14 protein-coding genes and 1 tRNA gene are annotated in these 14027 nt (G+C 73.4%); 6 read left to right on the forward strand and 9 right to left on the reverse strand.

Going from position 1 to position 14027, the window contains the following annotated elements; translation table 11 throughout:
* Positions 1-2 precede the first annotated feature (2 nt).
* The 3 genes from B9S64_RS05035 to B9S64_RS05045 all read right to left on the reverse strand — a co-directional run bounded on the left by B9S64_RS05035 (position 3) and on the right by B9S64_RS05045 (position 2266).
* Entirely contained in the window at positions 3-884 is an 882-nt protein-coding gene (locus B9S64_RS05035; protein ID WP_103488527.1) for an SCO1664 family protein, read from the reverse strand.
* Complete coding sequence (locus B9S64_RS05040) at positions 845-1438, reverse strand: DUF3090 domain-containing protein (RefSeq protein ID WP_014045014.1); 594 nt, start codon at positions 1436-1438, stop codon at positions 845-847. Before B9S64_RS05040 ends, B9S64_RS05035 begins: the two co-directional genes overlap by 40 nt.
* A 108-nt stretch (positions 1439-1546) precedes the next feature.
* Entirely contained in the window at positions 1547-2266 is a 720-nt protein-coding gene (locus tag B9S64_RS05045) for a histidine phosphatase family protein (RefSeq protein ID WP_103488528.1), read from the reverse strand.
* 63 nt (positions 2267-2329) lie between these two features.
* Between B9S64_RS05045 and corA the strand changes: the two genes are divergently transcribed.
* A complete protein-coding gene (corA, locus tag B9S64_RS05050; RefSeq protein WP_103488529.1) occupies positions 2330-3316 on the forward strand; it encodes a magnesium/cobalt transporter CorA in 987 nt (328 codons plus the stop codon).
* Between the two features lie 14 nt (positions 3317-3330).
* On the opposite strand, the gene B9S64_RS05055 is transcribed toward corA, so the two are convergent.
* Entirely contained in the window at positions 3331-4119 is a 789-nt protein-coding gene (locus tag B9S64_RS05055) for a hypothetical protein (RefSeq protein ID WP_103488530.1), read from the reverse strand.
* Between the two features lie 184 nt (positions 4120-4303).
* Positions 4304-5356 (reverse strand): LLM class F420-dependent oxidoreductase, encoded by a 1053-nt coding sequence (locus B9S64_RS05060; RefSeq protein WP_103488531.1) that lies wholly within the window; start codon positions 5354-5356, stop codon positions 4304-4306.
* A gap of 146 nt (positions 5357-5502) precedes the next feature.
* Between B9S64_RS05060 and B9S64_RS05065 the strand changes: the two genes are divergently transcribed.
* Together B9S64_RS05065 and B9S64_RS05070 are read left to right on the forward strand one after the other, a co-directional pair.
* On the forward strand, positions 5503-6486 hold the full coding sequence (locus tag B9S64_RS05065; RefSeq protein WP_103488532.1) for an aldo/keto reductase: 984 nt from the start codon (positions 5503-5505) through the stop codon (positions 6484-6486).
* The gene (locus B9S64_RS05070) at positions 6483-8813 is read left to right on the forward strand and encodes an ATP-dependent RecD-like DNA helicase (protein WP_109491973.1); all 2331 of its coding nucleotides are present in this window, start codon (positions 6483-6485) and stop codon (positions 8811-8813) included. Before B9S64_RS05065 ends, B9S64_RS05070 begins: the two co-directional genes overlap by 4 nt.
* Before the next feature lie 195 nt (positions 8814-9008).
* Here the strand turns inward: B9S64_RS05070 and B9S64_RS05080 are convergent, their stop codons facing one another.
* Positions 9009-9668, reverse strand: coding sequence for a hypothetical protein (locus tag B9S64_RS05080; protein ID WP_103491009.1), 660 nt, complete (start codon positions 9666-9668; stop codon positions 9009-9011).
* Positions 9669-9715: 47 nt separating this feature from the next.
* On the opposite strand from B9S64_RS05080, the gene B9S64_RS05085 reads away from it, so the two are divergent.
* Positions 9716-9904, forward strand: coding sequence for a DUF5703 family protein (locus B9S64_RS05085; protein ID WP_014045022.1), 189 nt, complete (start codon positions 9716-9718; stop codon positions 9902-9904).
* A gap of 79 nt (positions 9905-9983) precedes the next feature.
* On the opposite strand, the gene B9S64_RS35380 is transcribed toward B9S64_RS05085, so the two are convergent.
* From B9S64_RS35380 to B9S64_RS05100, 3 genes are all read right to left on the reverse strand, one after another.
* Positions 9984-10781, reverse strand: coding sequence for a chaplin (locus B9S64_RS35380; protein WP_103491010.1), 798 nt, complete (start codon positions 10779-10781; stop codon positions 9984-9986).
* A 137-nt stretch (positions 10782-10918) separates the two neighbouring features.
* Complete coding sequence (gene chpH, locus B9S64_RS05095; protein WP_103491011.1) at positions 10919-11152, reverse strand: chaplin ChpH; 234 nt, start codon at positions 11150-11152, stop codon at positions 10919-10921.
* Between the two features lie 144 nt (positions 11153-11296).
* Positions 11297-12631: a M20/M25/M40 family metallo-hydrolase gene (locus B9S64_RS05100; RefSeq protein ID WP_103491012.1), complete on the reverse strand. Its 1335-nt coding sequence runs from the start codon at positions 12629-12631 to the stop codon at positions 11297-11299.
* A 206-nt stretch (positions 12632-12837) separates the two neighbouring features.
* Here B9S64_RS05100 and B9S64_RS05105 point away from each other — a divergent pair.
* Positions 12838-12925, forward strand: a tRNA-Leu gene (locus B9S64_RS05105).
* A gap of 110 nt (positions 12926-13035) precedes the next feature.
* Positions 13036-13980, forward strand: coding sequence for a pseudouridine synthase (locus B9S64_RS05110; protein ID WP_103491013.1), 945 nt, complete (start codon positions 13036-13038; stop codon positions 13978-13980).
* The last annotated feature ends 47 nt before the right edge of the window (positions 13981-14027 follow it).

Raw genomic sequence — 14027 nt, forward strand, 5'->3', positions numbered from 1 at the left:
GCTCAGACCGGCGGCCAGGGAATGGCCGGCCACTCCCCGCCCGGTCGCGGGTGCCGCCCGGACGCGCGCAGTGCCGCCACCCGCCCGCGCAGCGCGTCCAGCTCCGCCGCGGTGATCAGTTCCGCCAACCGGGTGGCCAGCGCCGTGCCCGGCTCCAGGCCGGCCGCGAGCCGGTCCATCGCCTCGACGGCCTCGGCCGTGAGCGGCTCACCGGCCCACCCCCACAGCAGGGTCCGCAACTTGTCGTCCGCGTGGAAGGTGACTCCGTGGTCGATGGCGTACAGCCGGCCGCCCGGCGCGGGCAGCAGGTGCCCGCCCTTGCGGTCACCGTTGTTGATCACCGCGTCCAGGACCGCGAGCCGGCGCAGCCGGGGGTCGTCCGCGTGCACCAGCAGGGCCGTCCGGCCCTCGCCGACCTCGGCGAAGCCGACGGCCTTCCAGCCGTCCCCCGGCTCCTCGTCCTCCACGAGCGCGAGCAACGGAGGCAGCGCTTCGGCGCCCCCCGCGTCCGTCCGCTCGCCGGTCGCGTCCCCGGCGCCCTCGTCCGCCTCGATCCAGAGCTGGCACATGCCCCGTCCGTAGGGCCCGTCCCGCAGCACCGTGGGCGGTACGAGGCCCCATCCGGTGGCCTCGGAGATCTCATAGGCGGCCACCTCCCGCTGGGCGAGCGTGCCGTCCGGGAAGTCCCACAGGGGCTGCTCCCCGGCGACCGGTTTGTACACGCAGAGGCGTTCCTCGCCCTCGTACGCGACCGTGCAGTGGAGCACCGCGTTGGAGGCGCCGCGCACCTGTCCCAGGACCGTGAGCTCCCCCTCGGTGAGCAGGGTGCGCAGCGCGGCCCCGGTCAGGAGGCTCCGCGCCGGTATCCGTTCTGCCGCGGGCATACGTGTCCTTCCGGGTCGAGGGGCAGGCTGCACAGCGGGCACGGCGGCCGCCCGGCGTTCACGACGTCCAGGGCGCGCTTGGCGAACGCCCGCGCCTGGGCGCCGCTGAGCCGGACGCGCAGCATGGGCGGGCCGTTCTCCTCGTCCTGGAGGAGGCGCTCCTCCGCCTCGGCGAGGTCGTCCTCGGAGTCGGCGTCCAGCTCGACGAGGGCCTGTGCCTCGACGATCATGCGCTGCTCCTCGCCGTCCCAGGCGAGCGCCATCGTGCCGACCCGGAACTCCTCCTCGACGGGGGCGTCCAGGGGCGCGGTGTCGGCCACCTCCATGGGGGCCACGGCCGGTACCGGCGAGTTGCCGCCTGTCCTGCGGACGACCTCGTCGAGGAGTTCGTCGATCCGCTCGGCCAACGCGGCGACCTGGGTCTTCTCCAGGGCCACGCTCGTGACCCGTCCCCTTGAGGATGCCTGGAGGAAAAACGTACGGCGGCCAGGCAGCCCGACCGTGCCGGCCACGAAGCGGTCCGGGGGGTCGTAGAGGAACACCTGACGGGACACGTCCTGTCTCCCTTGAGATCTGGAAGGCGAATGGGGGCGGCCGGGGCCCTGGGGGAAGCCTTCCCCCGTCAGGCCGTCACGGCGCGTCCACCCTACTGCGCGGAGCGATCACGGCGCCCCCGCGCCGCCCCCGACAGCCGCGTCCGATGCCGTGGCGCCCGTGTCCCCGTCCGCGTCGGCCCCCGGGGCGTGCGCGCGCGGCGCGAGGGACGCCAGGTCGCCGGTGTCTCCCAGGCGCAGCAGGAAGGGGCGCAGCCGGGTGTAGCGGATCGCCGTGACCGAACAGGGGTCGACGTGGACGCGCTGGAAGAGGTCGAGGTGCGCGCCCAGGGCGTCGGCGACGAGCGCCTTGATGATGTCGCCGTGCGAGCACATGGCGTAGACGGCGTCCTCCCCGTGCTCCTCCTCGACACGGGCGTTCCACTCCCGTACGGCGTCCACGGCCCGCGCCTGCATGGCCCGCATGGACTCGCCCCCGGGGAACGCCGCCGCCGAGGGGTGCTGCTGCACGACGGCCATCAGCGGGTCGTTGGAGAGTTCGGCCAGTTCGCGTCCCGACCAGTCGCCGTAGTCGCACTCGCTGATCCGGTCCTCGGTGTGCAGCGGCAGACCGGGGCGTGCGTCGAGCAGCGGCCGGAGCGTCTCGTGGCAGCGTTGCAGGGGGCTGCTGACGGCGGCCGCGAGCGGGATCCCGGCCAGCCGGGAGGGCAGGGCGGCGGCCTGGAGCGCGCCGCGCTCGTCGAGCGCGACTCCGGGGGTGCGCCCCGCCAGCACTCCGGCGGTGTTGGCGGTGGAACGTCCGTGGCGGACGAGGATGAGCGTGGGCATACGTGCCAGCGTAGAGGGCACGGGAGGGATGCACGGAAGCCGACGGCAGGGAAGAATGCGCCCGTGATTATGGATTGCGGCATTTATCGGGACGGGCGCCGGACCGAGGGGCCCACCGACTTCTCCGCCGCCCTCGCCGAGGCCCGCGCCTCGAAGGACGGATTCGTCTGGATCGGTCTGCACGAGCCCACGGAGGAGGAGTTCGACCTCGTCAGCAGCGAGTTCGGGCTGCATCCGCTGGCGGTGCAGGACGCCCTGCGCGCCCATCAGCGGCCGAAGCTGGAGATCTACGACGACTCGCTCTTCGTGGTCGTCAAACCGGTGGTCTACGACTCGGCGAGCGACGTGGTCACCACGGACGAGCTGATGCTCTTCGTGGGCGACTCCTTCGTGGTGACGGTCCGGCACGGCGAGGGTTCGCCGCTCACGGCCGTACGGCACCGTCTGGAGGCCGATCCGGCGGTGCTCAAGCACGGCCCGACAGCGGTCCTGTACGCGGTCTGCGACGCGGTGGTGGACCACTACATCGTGGTCGCGGCGGAGCTCCAGGCGGACCTGGAGGAGCTGGAGGCGGACGTCTTCGCCCCGGAGAGCGGCACGGACACCAAGAACACCGCCGCGAGCATCTACACCTTCAAGCGGCAACTGCTGGAGTTCCGCCGGGCCGCCGGGCCGCTGGCGGCGCCGATGGAGCGGCTGACGAGCGCGACGGTGCCGTTCGTCGACGCGCGCTCACGGCCGTTCTTCCGGGACGTGGGCGACCATCTGACCCGTGCCAGCGAGCATGTGGAGGGGCTGGACCGGCTGCTCTCGGACATCCTGTCGGCCCATCTGGCCCAGGTGGGCGTGCGGCAGAACGACGACATGCGGAAGATCTCGGCCTGGGCGGCGATGGCGGCCGTACCGACCATGGTGGCCGGGATCTACGGGATGAACTTCCGGCACATGCCGGAGCTGGGCTGGGTGTGGGCGTACCCGGCGGTCATCGGGCTGATGGTGCTCGTGGTCTTCAGCCTGTACCGCCAGTTCAAGCGCCGCGGCTGGCTGTAGCCGGCACCGCCCGCTCAGGCGTACTCCGCGTCCGGGACCGGCTCGACGCCCAGCGCGTCGCGCCGGACGGGCTGGCGGAGGCTCACCATGCGCCGCCAGCCGCCCGCCCGCTCGTACGCGTACGTGGCGTGGATCCCGGCGGCCGGCAGGGCCGCCTTGGCGCGGGGCCAGCGCAGTACGGCGCCCATGTGGCTCATCACGGCGAGGCCGACGTCCCGGTACACCTTGATCTCTGCGAGGGCGCACTCGCGCAGGACGGTGTGGATCGTACGGCCGTGCCCGGCGGCGGCGAGGCGGAGCAGTTCCTCGTGGCAGTAGGCGAGGTGGTTGTCCTCGTCCCGGGAGATCATCTTCACCGCGCGCCCCAGGGCGGGGTGGTCCCCGAAGAACCGCAGCAGCAGTCTCATCTGCTCGGAGGCCCGCTGTTCGGTGACCCTGCTGTGGGCGAGGTAGACGATGATGTCCCGCTCGGACAGCGGCACGTCGCGGCCGAGCCGTTCGTGGGCGAGGCCGATGCCCCGGCGTTCCAGCAGGAGGGTGTAGTCCGTCTCCAGCGGCACCTCGGCGGGTGTCAGACCGCGCTGCTTGAGCAGGGCGTTGAAGATCCGGCCGTGCTTGTCCTCGTCGGCGCCGTGCCGGGCGATCTTGGGACCGAGGCCGCGCAGGGACGCGGGGACGAGGGAGGCGATCCGTGCGTTCTCCCAGCCGCCCTGGGCCTCGCCTCCGGCCGCGATCGAGCAGAACAGGCGGAACGCGTCGTCGTTGTCGAGGATCTCCTGGAACAGACTCTTCGCCGAGAGCATCACTGCCGCCTTTCGCACCGGTGTCCGCGGAGAGACAGTCAAATCCGGTACCAAGAGGTCGGCAACACGGACGGGTCCGGCGGGGGGACCGGACCGTGCGGCCGGGGGCGCGTCGTCCCGGGTGACGGCCGTGACGACGCGCCCCCGCCACGGCCGTGACGCGTGTCCGGGACGGGCCGCGGCGTCAGGCGGCGAGACCCGAGCGCTCCAGGGCCTCGGTGCCGGCGCGCAGGGCGGCGATCCGTTCGTCCAGGGTGAAGCCCGCCGGGGCGAGGGTCAGCGTGGTGACACCGGCGGCGGCGTAGGCCTGCATCCGCTCGGCGATGCGCTCGACCGGGCCGAGCAGAGTGGTGCGGTCGATGAGGTCGTGCGGGACGGCGGCGGCCGCGCCGCTCTTGTCGCCGGACAGGTACTTGTCCTGGATCTCGGCGGCTTCCTTCTCGTAGCCCATGCGCTGGGCGAGCTTGTTGTAGAAGTTCTGCTTCCGGCTGCCCATGCCGCCGACGTACAGCGCGGTGTAGGGGCGGAACATGTCGGCGAGCCCGCCCACGTCCTCGCCGACCGCGAGCGGCAGGGTCGGGCAGACGTCGAAGCCCTCCATGGTCTTGCCGGCCTTCTCACGTCCGGCCCGCAGGTGCTTGACGGCGGTGTCTTCGAGGTGGTCGGCGGACGGGAAGATGAGCAGGGCGCCGTCGGCGATCTCGCCGGTCTGCTCCAGGTTCTTCGGCCCGATGGCCGCGATGTAGAGCGGGATGTGCTCGCGCTGCGGGTGGACGGTCAGCTTGATGGGCTTGCCGGGGCCGTCCGGCAGCGGCAGCGTCCAGTGCTCGCCCTCGTAGGACAGGCGCTCCCGGGACATCGCCCTGCGCACGATCTCGACGTACTCGCGGGTGCGGGCCAGCGGCTTGTCGAACTTGACGCCGTACCAGCCCTCGGACACCTGCGGGCCCGACACGCCGATGCCGAGACGGAAGCGGCCCCCGGAGAGCGAGTCGAGGGTGGCGGCGGTCATCGCCGTCATGGCGGGCTGGCGGGCCGGGATCTGCATGATGGCCGAGCCGACGTCGATGGAGTCGGTCTGCGCGGCGACCCAGGCCAGCACGGTCGGAACGTCGGAGCCGTAGGCCTCGGCCGCCCAGCAGACGTCGTAACCGAGCCGGTCCGCCTCCTGGGCGACGGCGAGGTTGTCGCCGTCCATACCGGCTCCCCAGTAACCGAGATTGATGCCGAGCCGCATGGGCCACGCTCCCTCTACCGATCAGTAACGTACGTACGTCCGGACTCTAGCGCGGGTGGCCCGGATGCGGCAGGGCCCGGTCGTCCGGCGTGGGGTTGTCCACAGGCCGCGACCCCGCGCGGCCCCGGCCAGTAATCTCAGCGCCCATGGAGCAGAGGCATCTCGGCCGCACCGGCCTTCGCGTGTCACGGATCGGGCTCGGCACCCTCACCTGGGGCCGGGACACCGACGAGCACGACGCCGCCGAACAGCTGAAGACCTTCTGGGACGCGGGCGGCACCCTCGTCGACACCGCCGACGTGTACGGCGGCGGGGAGGCCGAACACCTCCTGGGGCGGCTCGTGGACAGCCTGGTGCCACGGGAGGACCTGGTCATCGCGACGAAGGCGGGCAGTGTGCCCGATCCGTACCGCCGCTTCGACGGGTCGCGCGGTCATCTGCTCGCCGCGCTGGACGCGTCCCTGGAGCGGCTGGGCACGGACTACGTCGACCTGTGGCAGATCCACGCCTTCGACACCGTGACGCCGCTGGAGGAGACCATGCAGGCCATGGACCTGGCCGTGTCGTCCGGGCGCGTCCGGTACGCGGGGGTGTCGAACTTCAGCGGGTGGCAGCTGGCCAAGGCGGCGACCTGGCAGCTCGCCTCGCCCGGGGTGCGCACCCGGCTGGCCAGCACCCAGATGGAGTACTCGCTGTTGCAGCGGGGCGTGGAGCGGGAGGTGCTGCCGGCGGCGCTGGACCTGGGGGTGGGGCTGCTGCCGTCCTCCCCGCTGGGGCGCGGGGTGCTGACGGGCAAGTACCGCACGGGGACGCCGTCCGACTCGCGCGGCGCCTCCGAGGTGCTGGCCCCGTTCGTCGAGCCGTACCTCGACGACGCGGCGAGCAGGATCGTGGACGCGGTGGCGACGGCCGCGGACGGACTGGCGACGACGGCCCTGCACGTGGCGCTCGCGTGGGTGCGGGACCGCCCCGGGGTGGTGGCCCCGGTCGTCGGGGCACGCAACGCGCAGCAGCTGACCGAGGCGTTGTCAGTGGAGACGCTTAGTCTTCCTGACGAGATCTGCCAGGCGCTCGACGACGTGTCGGCGCCCGTGCACCGCTACCCCGACCAGGACTGGAGCACGCTGTGACTGCGCTTGACCGGGGCGCGACCCCGGACCCCGCGGCCGAGGACGACGAGGCCCGCGAGGCCGACGAGGCCCGGGATGAGGCCTCCGCCCCGGCCGGCACGCCTGACGGCGGGGGCGACGCGGAGGGCGGCGGAGACGCCGCGGCCCCGGCGGACGGGGACGCGGACGGGGCCGGGGGTGACGGCCAGGACGGCGAGGCGGGGGCCGAGCGGTCCGCCGAGGCGGACGCGGACGGGGCCGGGGCTCCCGCCGTGTCGGAGGCCGAGGCGGAGCTGGCGGCGCAGCGGGAGCTCCGGGAGCGGATCGAGGAGCGCAAGGCCGCGAAGAACGGCCCCGTGGCCGCCGGAGCGAAGCTGAGCGGCTCCGCCGCCGACCTCCTCGCCGCCGTACGGGCCGTGGAGAGCGGCGAGAAGCCGGGCGCGGCCTTCTTCGACTCCCCCGCGGCGGCCCCGGCCCCCCGGCGCGCGGCACCGGCGGCGACGCCCGCGCCCGTACGGCCGTCCGGGCCCGCCGGGCAGCCGGCCGAGCGATCCGTCTCCCCCGGGACGGCGGCCTCGGTCGAGGCGGTCCTCGCCCAGGGCGGGGCCCCGAAGACGCTGGCGCACCCGGCCGCCGCGACGCTCGGCGAGCAGGCCGCGGGGATCCTGCGGGAGGACCCGTGGCAGCTGCTCTCCGTGCCCGGCGTGCGCCCGGAGCAGGCCGACGGCTTCGCCCGGGCGCTGCTCGGCGCCGACTGCGGTCCGGACGACGAGCGGCGTACGGCCGCCCTCGTGGGCTGGGTGCTGGAGCGGGCCGCGTTGCGGGGTCACACGGCCCTGGACGCCACGGAGGTGCGGGCGGCCCTCGCCGAGCGTGCGGTGAGCGACCCCGAGGCGGCCGTGCGGCACGCCGTCGCGGAAGGGGTCGTCCTGGTCTTCCAGGAAGGCCTGGACCCGGCCTCCGGGGAGGACGGCGGCACGGCCGGGGAGGAGACGCGGGACGCGGAGGACACCGGGGACGGTGCCGGGCGGGAGGGCGGGGCGCCGGACGAGCGGGAGCCGGTGCCGGTCCTGCTGGGACTCGACCGGTACGCCCTGGCCGAGGAGGCGCTCGCGGACGGGCTGGGCCGGATCGTCAACTCCTGCGAGAAGGGCGCCGACTGGTCGGACGCCGCCGCTGCCGCCCCCTCCCCCTCCGCCCGTGAGCTGATCCTCACGGCCGCGACGGCCGGGCTGGTCGCCCACAGCGGCGGCGAGAGCGCGCGGGCCGAGCCCGCCGCCCTGATCGCCGCCGCCCACGGGCTCGGGCTGCGGGCCGTGGGCACCACCCACAGCGTGGACGGGGCGCGCGGGCTGGCCGCCGCCGTCGGCGATCCCCGGTCCGCCGTCGTCCTGTCCGATCTGCTCTCCGGCGCCGCGGGACCCGGGCGGGACGCGGACGGCGCCCTCGCCGTCGACCTGCTGGTGGTGCTGGACGCCCCGCAGCTCGACGTGGAGACGGGCGCGATGCTCGTGGAGGCGCTGGCGGACGGCACCCGACTGGTGCTCAGCGGTGATCCCGGTGTGCTCGGGTCGGCCGGCGCCGGACGGGTCTTCGCGGATGTGCTCGCCGCACGGGCCTGCCCGGTGGTGGTCTCGCGCACGCCCGACCCCGGTCCCCTCGGGGAGCTGGTCTCGGGGATCGGCATCGGCGAGCTCGGCCAGGTCGACGCACCCGGCAAGGAGGTCGTGATCGTGCCCGTCCGGGACGCCGGTGAAGCGGTCCACCGCACGGTGCAGCTGGTCGCGGACTCGGTGCCGCGCGCCATCGGCGTACCGCCGTCGGACACCCAGGTCATCACCGTCGGGCACGGCGGCTCGGCCGGCACCACGGCGCTGAACGCGGCGCTGAAGCAGCGGCTCAACCCGGGGCCCGGCCGGTTCGGCGGCTTCGACCCCGGCGACCGGGTCGTCCACGTACCGGCACCGGGCCGGGTGGTGCCCGGGTCGGTCGTGTCGGCCGACGCGGAGGGCCTGCGTCTGGACTGCTCGGGGACGCCCGTCCTCGTGCGGCCGGAGCGGGTGGAGTCCTCCGTCCGGCACGGCTGGGCGCTCAGTGCCCATCAGGCGGCCGGGATGCGCTGGCCCGCCGTGGTCGTCGTGCTGCCGGGCGACGCGGCCCCCGGGCTGAGCCGCCCCTGGGTCTACACCGCGTTCAGCCGCGGTGAGCGGCATCTGTCCGTGGTGCACGGGGTGGACCAGGCCCTGCCGCGCGCCGTGGCCGAGATCCCGGTCCAGGAGCGGACGACCAGACTCCGTCCGCTGCTGGAGGCGCTGCCGGCCCCTGACGCCGCCGTCTCCCCGGCATGAGGCCCTGAGGGGCCCTGAGCGGCCCGGTGGGACACACGGCCCGACCGGCTCACCGGCCTCACCGGCCCCACCGGCCCCACCGGCCCCTCAGGGCCCTCGTACCCCACCGGACCCGTCAGGCACGAGGGGCACGCGGGTCCCCGGCGCGAGGCGTACCGGAGACCCCGAGCGGGCCCCGGAGCGGGGTGGGCGGAGTCAGACGCGGTGGTACACCGGGCCCTCCGCGTCGGGGTCCGGATCCTCCTCGTCGAAGACCGCGCTCACGTCGAAGCGGCAGACCACCAGCGACGGGTCCGCGTCCTCGAACGGCGCCCCGAGCCACTCCCCGGCCTCGGGAAGCTCCTCCACCGCCGAGACCCAGAGGGTGGAGTCCCCCTCCTCCAGGCCGAACTCCTTGTGCCGGGAGGCGATCTCGTCCGCCTCGTACTCCCCGAAGAGCACCCCGAGCGCGGCGTGCACACTGGCCCCGACCACCGGCACGGCGGTGCTGTCCGGCTGGTCCGGGTCGAGGTCGACGAGCCGTTGCGCCTGGGCGAGCAGCCGCTGGGGCTCCGCCACCGCGTAGTCGCGCCTGATCAGCACGGAGAGGGCGTGCGGGTCCCCGGGCCCCGCGTAGGGCGGCAGGGAGTCGTCCGCACCCGGGATCTCGAAGGGGGTCACCTCGTCGTAGCGGTCGTAGAGGAGTTCGTCGTAGACCTCGGCCGCGGCGGCCAGTTCGTTGAATGCCTCGTAGACGGCGGGGTCGTCGTCCCCGGTACGGCGTTCGACAGCCTGGAGGTGGCGGTCGAGCGCGGTTTTGATTGCATCGGCGGCGGCGCGTACCTCGGCAGCGGTGGGCTGCGCAGCATCAGACATAGTGCAGACGCTATCCGTACCGGGGCTCTGCCCGCACAATAGATGCGATGCCGGAATACGAATTCATCGATGTGTACGTCCCCCGCGGGGTCTCCCGCAAGGACGCGACCCGCCTTCTGACCGACCACGCCGAGTACGGGCACTGGGAGTTGGACCGGCTGACGCTGCGCCTCGACGGCAGCCGCCGGGTGCGGCTGCGGCGCCGGATCATCCGCCAGCTCCGGGCGACCTGGTAGCACGGAGCGGGCCCCGCGACGGCGGGACCCGCTCCCTTTCACGTGCCGTACGGCGAAGCCGCAGGCGCGTCGTACGACGTCACGCGGCGCTGCGCGACCTCCGGTAGAGGACCGCGCCCGCGCCCGCGAGCAGCATTCCGGCGCTCGCCGGGATCAGGAGGTCGAGCCCGCCCGCACCGGTGTGGGCAAGCTCCTCGCCCGCCTGGAACTGGGGCTCGGGGGCCGACGGCTGCGACGGTGTCGTCGGCGGCTCGACGGGCTTCTCCGGGGTGGGCGGTGTCGGCGGGACCTCCGGGACGACCGGCTCGGTCTCGTTCTCGCAGGTGTTGCCGAAGACCGGGTTGAGCAGTCCGACGACGCTGATGCCGTTGCCGCAGACGTTGAGGGGGACGGAGACCGGCACCTGGACCTGGTTGCCGGAGGCGATGCCGGGTGATCCCTTCGCCACGCCCTGGGCCGAGGCGCCACCGGGCGCGCGGTGCCGGCCGGTGCCCTGCCCGCTGTCCTGGGTCTCGTCGTGCCCGGCCGCGTGGCCGGGCGTGTGACCGGCGGTTCCCTGGTCCCCGGAGCTGTGACCGCCCTGACCGGGCCGGGAGCCCTCGTCGGAGGTCTGGACGTGGCCGGCGTCCGCGGACGAGCCGTTCGCGCAGCCGTTTCCGCTCACCGGGTTGAGCACGCCGACGACGTCGACGGAGTTTCCACAGACGTTGACGGGGACGTCGACCGGGACCTGGATCGAATTCCCCGAGAGGACACCCGGTGAATTCGACGCCGCGCTCGCCGCACCCGCGTCCGCGTGTGCGTACCCCCCGCTGAGCGCGAGCACGCCGCCCGCCGCCGCCATGGTGATCAGGCCCTTGCGTGTGACCTGTCGCATGTTGCTTTCCTGCCTTCTGGCTTCCGAAATACCCCCCGGCACAACCGTGCGGGGCCGAATGCCCAGCGGCCCCGGAGTGCATGGCACGCACACCGGGGCCGACCGGACTCACACCCTTACGGGTTGACGTTTCAACGTCAGGCGTTGACGCAGGTGTTGCCGAAGGCGGGGTTCAGCAGACCGATCACGTCGATGGTGTTGCCGCAGAGGTTCACCGGGACGTGCACGGGGACCTGGACGACGTTGCCCGAGAGCACGCCGGGGCTGCCGATGGCGGCACCCTGGGCACCGGCGTCGGCGGAAGCCATGCCCGCACCCGCGAGCACGAGACCACCGGTGGCAGCCGCGATGGCGACGACCTTCTTGATCATGATTCCTCCTGTTTGGTAAGTGCGGTCCCAGCCGCGGACCGCACCACCTGTAACGAGGAGGGAGTGACGGAGCTACGAGCAGTTCAGCCCTTTCACTCTTTCCGGTCACATACGTACACGCTGGCGAATTGCCGTCGGCTTATCTCAGGAATGGTCGATGAACCGGTCGAGCACCCGTACGCCGAAGGTCAGACCGTCCACCGGGACCCGCTCGTCCACCCCGTGGAACATGCCGGCGAAGTCCAGCTCCGGCGGCAGCTTGAGCGGGGCGAAGCCGAAGCAGCGGATGCCGAGGTCGTCGAAGGACTTGGCGTCCGTGCCGCCGGAGAGCATGTAGGGCACGGCGCGGGCGATCGGGTCCTCGGCCTTCAGCGCGAGCTGCATGGCGTCCACGAGGGACCCGTCGAAGTCGGTCTCCAGCGCCTTGTCGCCGTGCACGTCCTCCCGCTTCACCCGGGGCCCGAGGATCCGGTCGAGGTCGGCCAGGAACTCCTCCTCGTAACCGGGCAGGAAGCGCCCGTCCACGTGCGCGGTGGCCTGCCCCGGGATGACGTTGACCTTGTATCCGGCACCGAGCATGGTGGGCGCGGCCGAGTTGCGCAGGGTCGCGCCGACCATCTTGGCGATCCCGCCGAGCTTGGCGAGGGTCGCCTCCATGTCCTCGGGGTCGAGCGGGGTGCCCAGCGCGTCGGACAGCTCGTCCAGGAAGGACCGCACCGTCTTGGTGACCCTGACCGGCCAGGTGTGCCGTCCCAGCCGCCCGACGGCCTCGCAGAGCTCCGTGATGGCGTTGTCGTCGTTGGTCATCGAGCCGTGCCCGGCGGTGCCGTCCACGGTGAGCCGCATCCAGTGCATGCCCTTCTGCGCGGTCTCCACCAGGTAGAGCCGCAGGTTCTCGTTGACGGTGAACGAGAAGCCGCCGACCTCTCCGATCGCCTCGGTGACCCCGTCGAAGAGGTCCCGGTGGTGGTCGACCAGATGGCGCGCCCCGTACGTGCCGCCCGCCTCCTCGTCGGCGAGGAAGGCCAGCACGATGTCGCGCGGGGGCTTGCGGCCGGTGCGCATGCGCTCGCGGACGACGGCGAGCGTCATCGCGTCCATGTCCTTCATGTCCACCGCGCCGCGGCCCCACACGCACCCGTCCGCGATCTCCCCGGAGAACGGGTCGTGCGTCCAGTCGGCCGCGTTGGCCGGCACCACGTCAGTGTGCCCGTGGATCAGCAGGGCGGGCCGGGACGGGTCCTCCCCCTCGATGCGGGCCACGGTGGAGGCCCGGCCCTTGTGGGATTCGATGATCTTCGGCTCCAGCCCCACCTCGGCGAGCTTCTCCGCGACGTACTCGGCCGCGAGCCGCTCACCGGGACCGGAGTGGTCGCCGTAGTTGCTGGTGTCGATCCGGATCAGGTCACGACAGAGGTCCACGACCTCGTTCTCGGCGGACCGGCCGGGGACGGTCCGGGCCGTGCTGCTCTCGCTCACGCTGCTTCCTTCCACTGTCGCGGTGGTGCGTGCCCCCATCCTCGCCCGCCGGCCCCGCGCACCCAAGACCGCCCACCGCCCGTCATCGCCCCTTCACACGCCCTCCGGGAGGCCGGGGCCGGACCGGGGGCGTGATCGAGCACCCCCGAATGTTTGCTATGGTTTTCCACGTCGGAACGGGCCAGGGCCCGCGAGACAGACACCTTGTCCGGGTGGCGGAATGGCAGACGCGCTAGCTTGAGGTGCTAGTGCCCTTTATCGGGCGTGGGGGTTCAAGTCCCCCCTCGGACACCAGCGAAAACCCCAGGTCACCTGGGGTTTTTTGCGTTACCGGGCACCTCGCGGCCGAGAGCCGCCCGACGCGGGAGAAGGACCGGGACGAGACGAGCGGAAGGAACGGGACGATGAGAGGACGGGTCAGGCCCCCCGCCGCCCCGCTGCCGCAGCGGCAGGGGGTCGATCCGGTGCGGGTGCGGTTCCCCGAGGACGCCGCCGGGGCGTGGCCGACCGTCCGTGACCATCTGCTGGACCGGTTCGCGGGGGCGATCGGCGCCTCCCGGGTGGACGCCATGCTGGCCGGAGGACGGTTCGTCGGGGCGGACGGCGGCGCGGTCGGCGGGGACGAGCCGTACACCGCCGGGCGCCACGTCTGGTTCCACCGGGACTTCGCGCCGGAGGTGCCGGTGCCGTTCCCGGTGGAAGTGGTCCACCACGACGCGCACCTCGTGGTCGTGGACAAGCCGCACTTCCTGGCGACCACCCCGCGCGGCCGGCACATCACCGAGACCGCCGTGGCCCGGTTGCGCGCCCGCCTGGGGATCGCCGCCCTCCAGCCCGCGCACCGGCTGGACCGGCTGACCGCGGGCCTGGTGCTCTTCGTCGTACGGCCCGAGGAGCGGGGCGCCTACCAGACGCTGTTCCGGGACCGGCTGGTGCGCAAGGAGTACGAGGCGGTGGCACCGTACGCCCCAGGGGTGGCGCTTCCGCGCACCGTACGGAACCGGATCGTCAAGGAGCGCGGGGTCATCGCAGCCCGGGTGGAGCCGGGTGAGCCGAACAGTGAGACCCGGATCGAGCTGCTGGAGCACCGTGCCGGGCTCGGCCGCTACCGGCTGCGGCCCGCGACCGGGCGTACCCATCAGCTGCGGGTGCACATGAACGCGCTGGGGCTGCCGCTGGTCCACGACCCGGTGTACCCGGTGGTGCGGCCGGAACCGGCGCCCGGCCGGGAGGACTACGGGCGGCCCCTGCAACTGCTGGCCCGGGTGCTGGAGTTCACCGATCCGGTCACGGGTGCCGAGCACCGCTTCGAGAGCGGGCTGCGGCTGTCCGCGTGGCCGGACCGGTGAGGGGCCCCGTCGTCGGTGGCCGTGGCCGGACCGGTGGACGGGGCCCG

The sequence above is a fragment of the Streptomyces sp. SM18 genome (assembly GCF_002910775.2).
GTDB classification, from domain to species: Bacteria; Actinomycetota; Actinomycetes; order Streptomycetales; family Streptomycetaceae; genus Streptomyces; species Streptomyces halstedii.

Coding starts and splice junctions, on each gene's coding strand:
- B9S64_RS35380 (WP_103491010.1), bottom strand. CDS start 10,781: ATGCGACAGGTCACACGCAAGGGCCTGATCACCATGGCGGCGGCGGGC.
- B9S64_RS05045 (WP_103488528.1), bottom strand. CDS start 2,266: ATGCCCACGCTCATCCTCGTCCGCCACGGACGTTCCACCGCCAACACC.
- B9S64_RS05110 (WP_103491013.1), top strand. CDS start 13,036: ATGAGAGGACGGGTCAGGCCCCCCGCCGCCCCGCTGCCGCAGCGGCAG.
- B9S64_RS05080 (WP_103491009.1), bottom strand. CDS start 9,668: ATGTCTGATGCTGCGCAGCCCACCGCTGCCGAGGTACGCGCCGCCGCC.
- B9S64_RS05060 (WP_103488531.1), bottom strand. CDS start 5,356: ATGCGGCTCGGCATCAATCTCGGTTACTGGGGAGCCGGTATGGACGGC.
- B9S64_RS05055 (WP_103488530.1), bottom strand. CDS start 4,119: ATGCTCTCGGCGAAGAGTCTGTTCCAGGAGATCCTCGACAACGACGAC.
- B9S64_RS05035 (WP_103488527.1), bottom strand. CDS start 884: ATGCCCGCGGCAGAACGGATACCGGCGCGGAGCCTCCTGACCGGGGCC.
- B9S64_RS05085 (WP_014045022.1), top strand. CDS start 9,716: ATGCCGGAATACGAATTCATCGATGTGTACGTCCCCCGCGGGGTCTCC.
- chpH (WP_103491011.1), bottom strand. CDS start 11,152: ATGATCAAGAAGGTCGTCGCCATCGCGGCTGCCACCGGTGGTCTCGTG.
- B9S64_RS05065 (WP_103488532.1), top strand. CDS start 5,503: ATGGAGCAGAGGCATCTCGGCCGCACCGGCCTTCGCGTGTCACGGATC.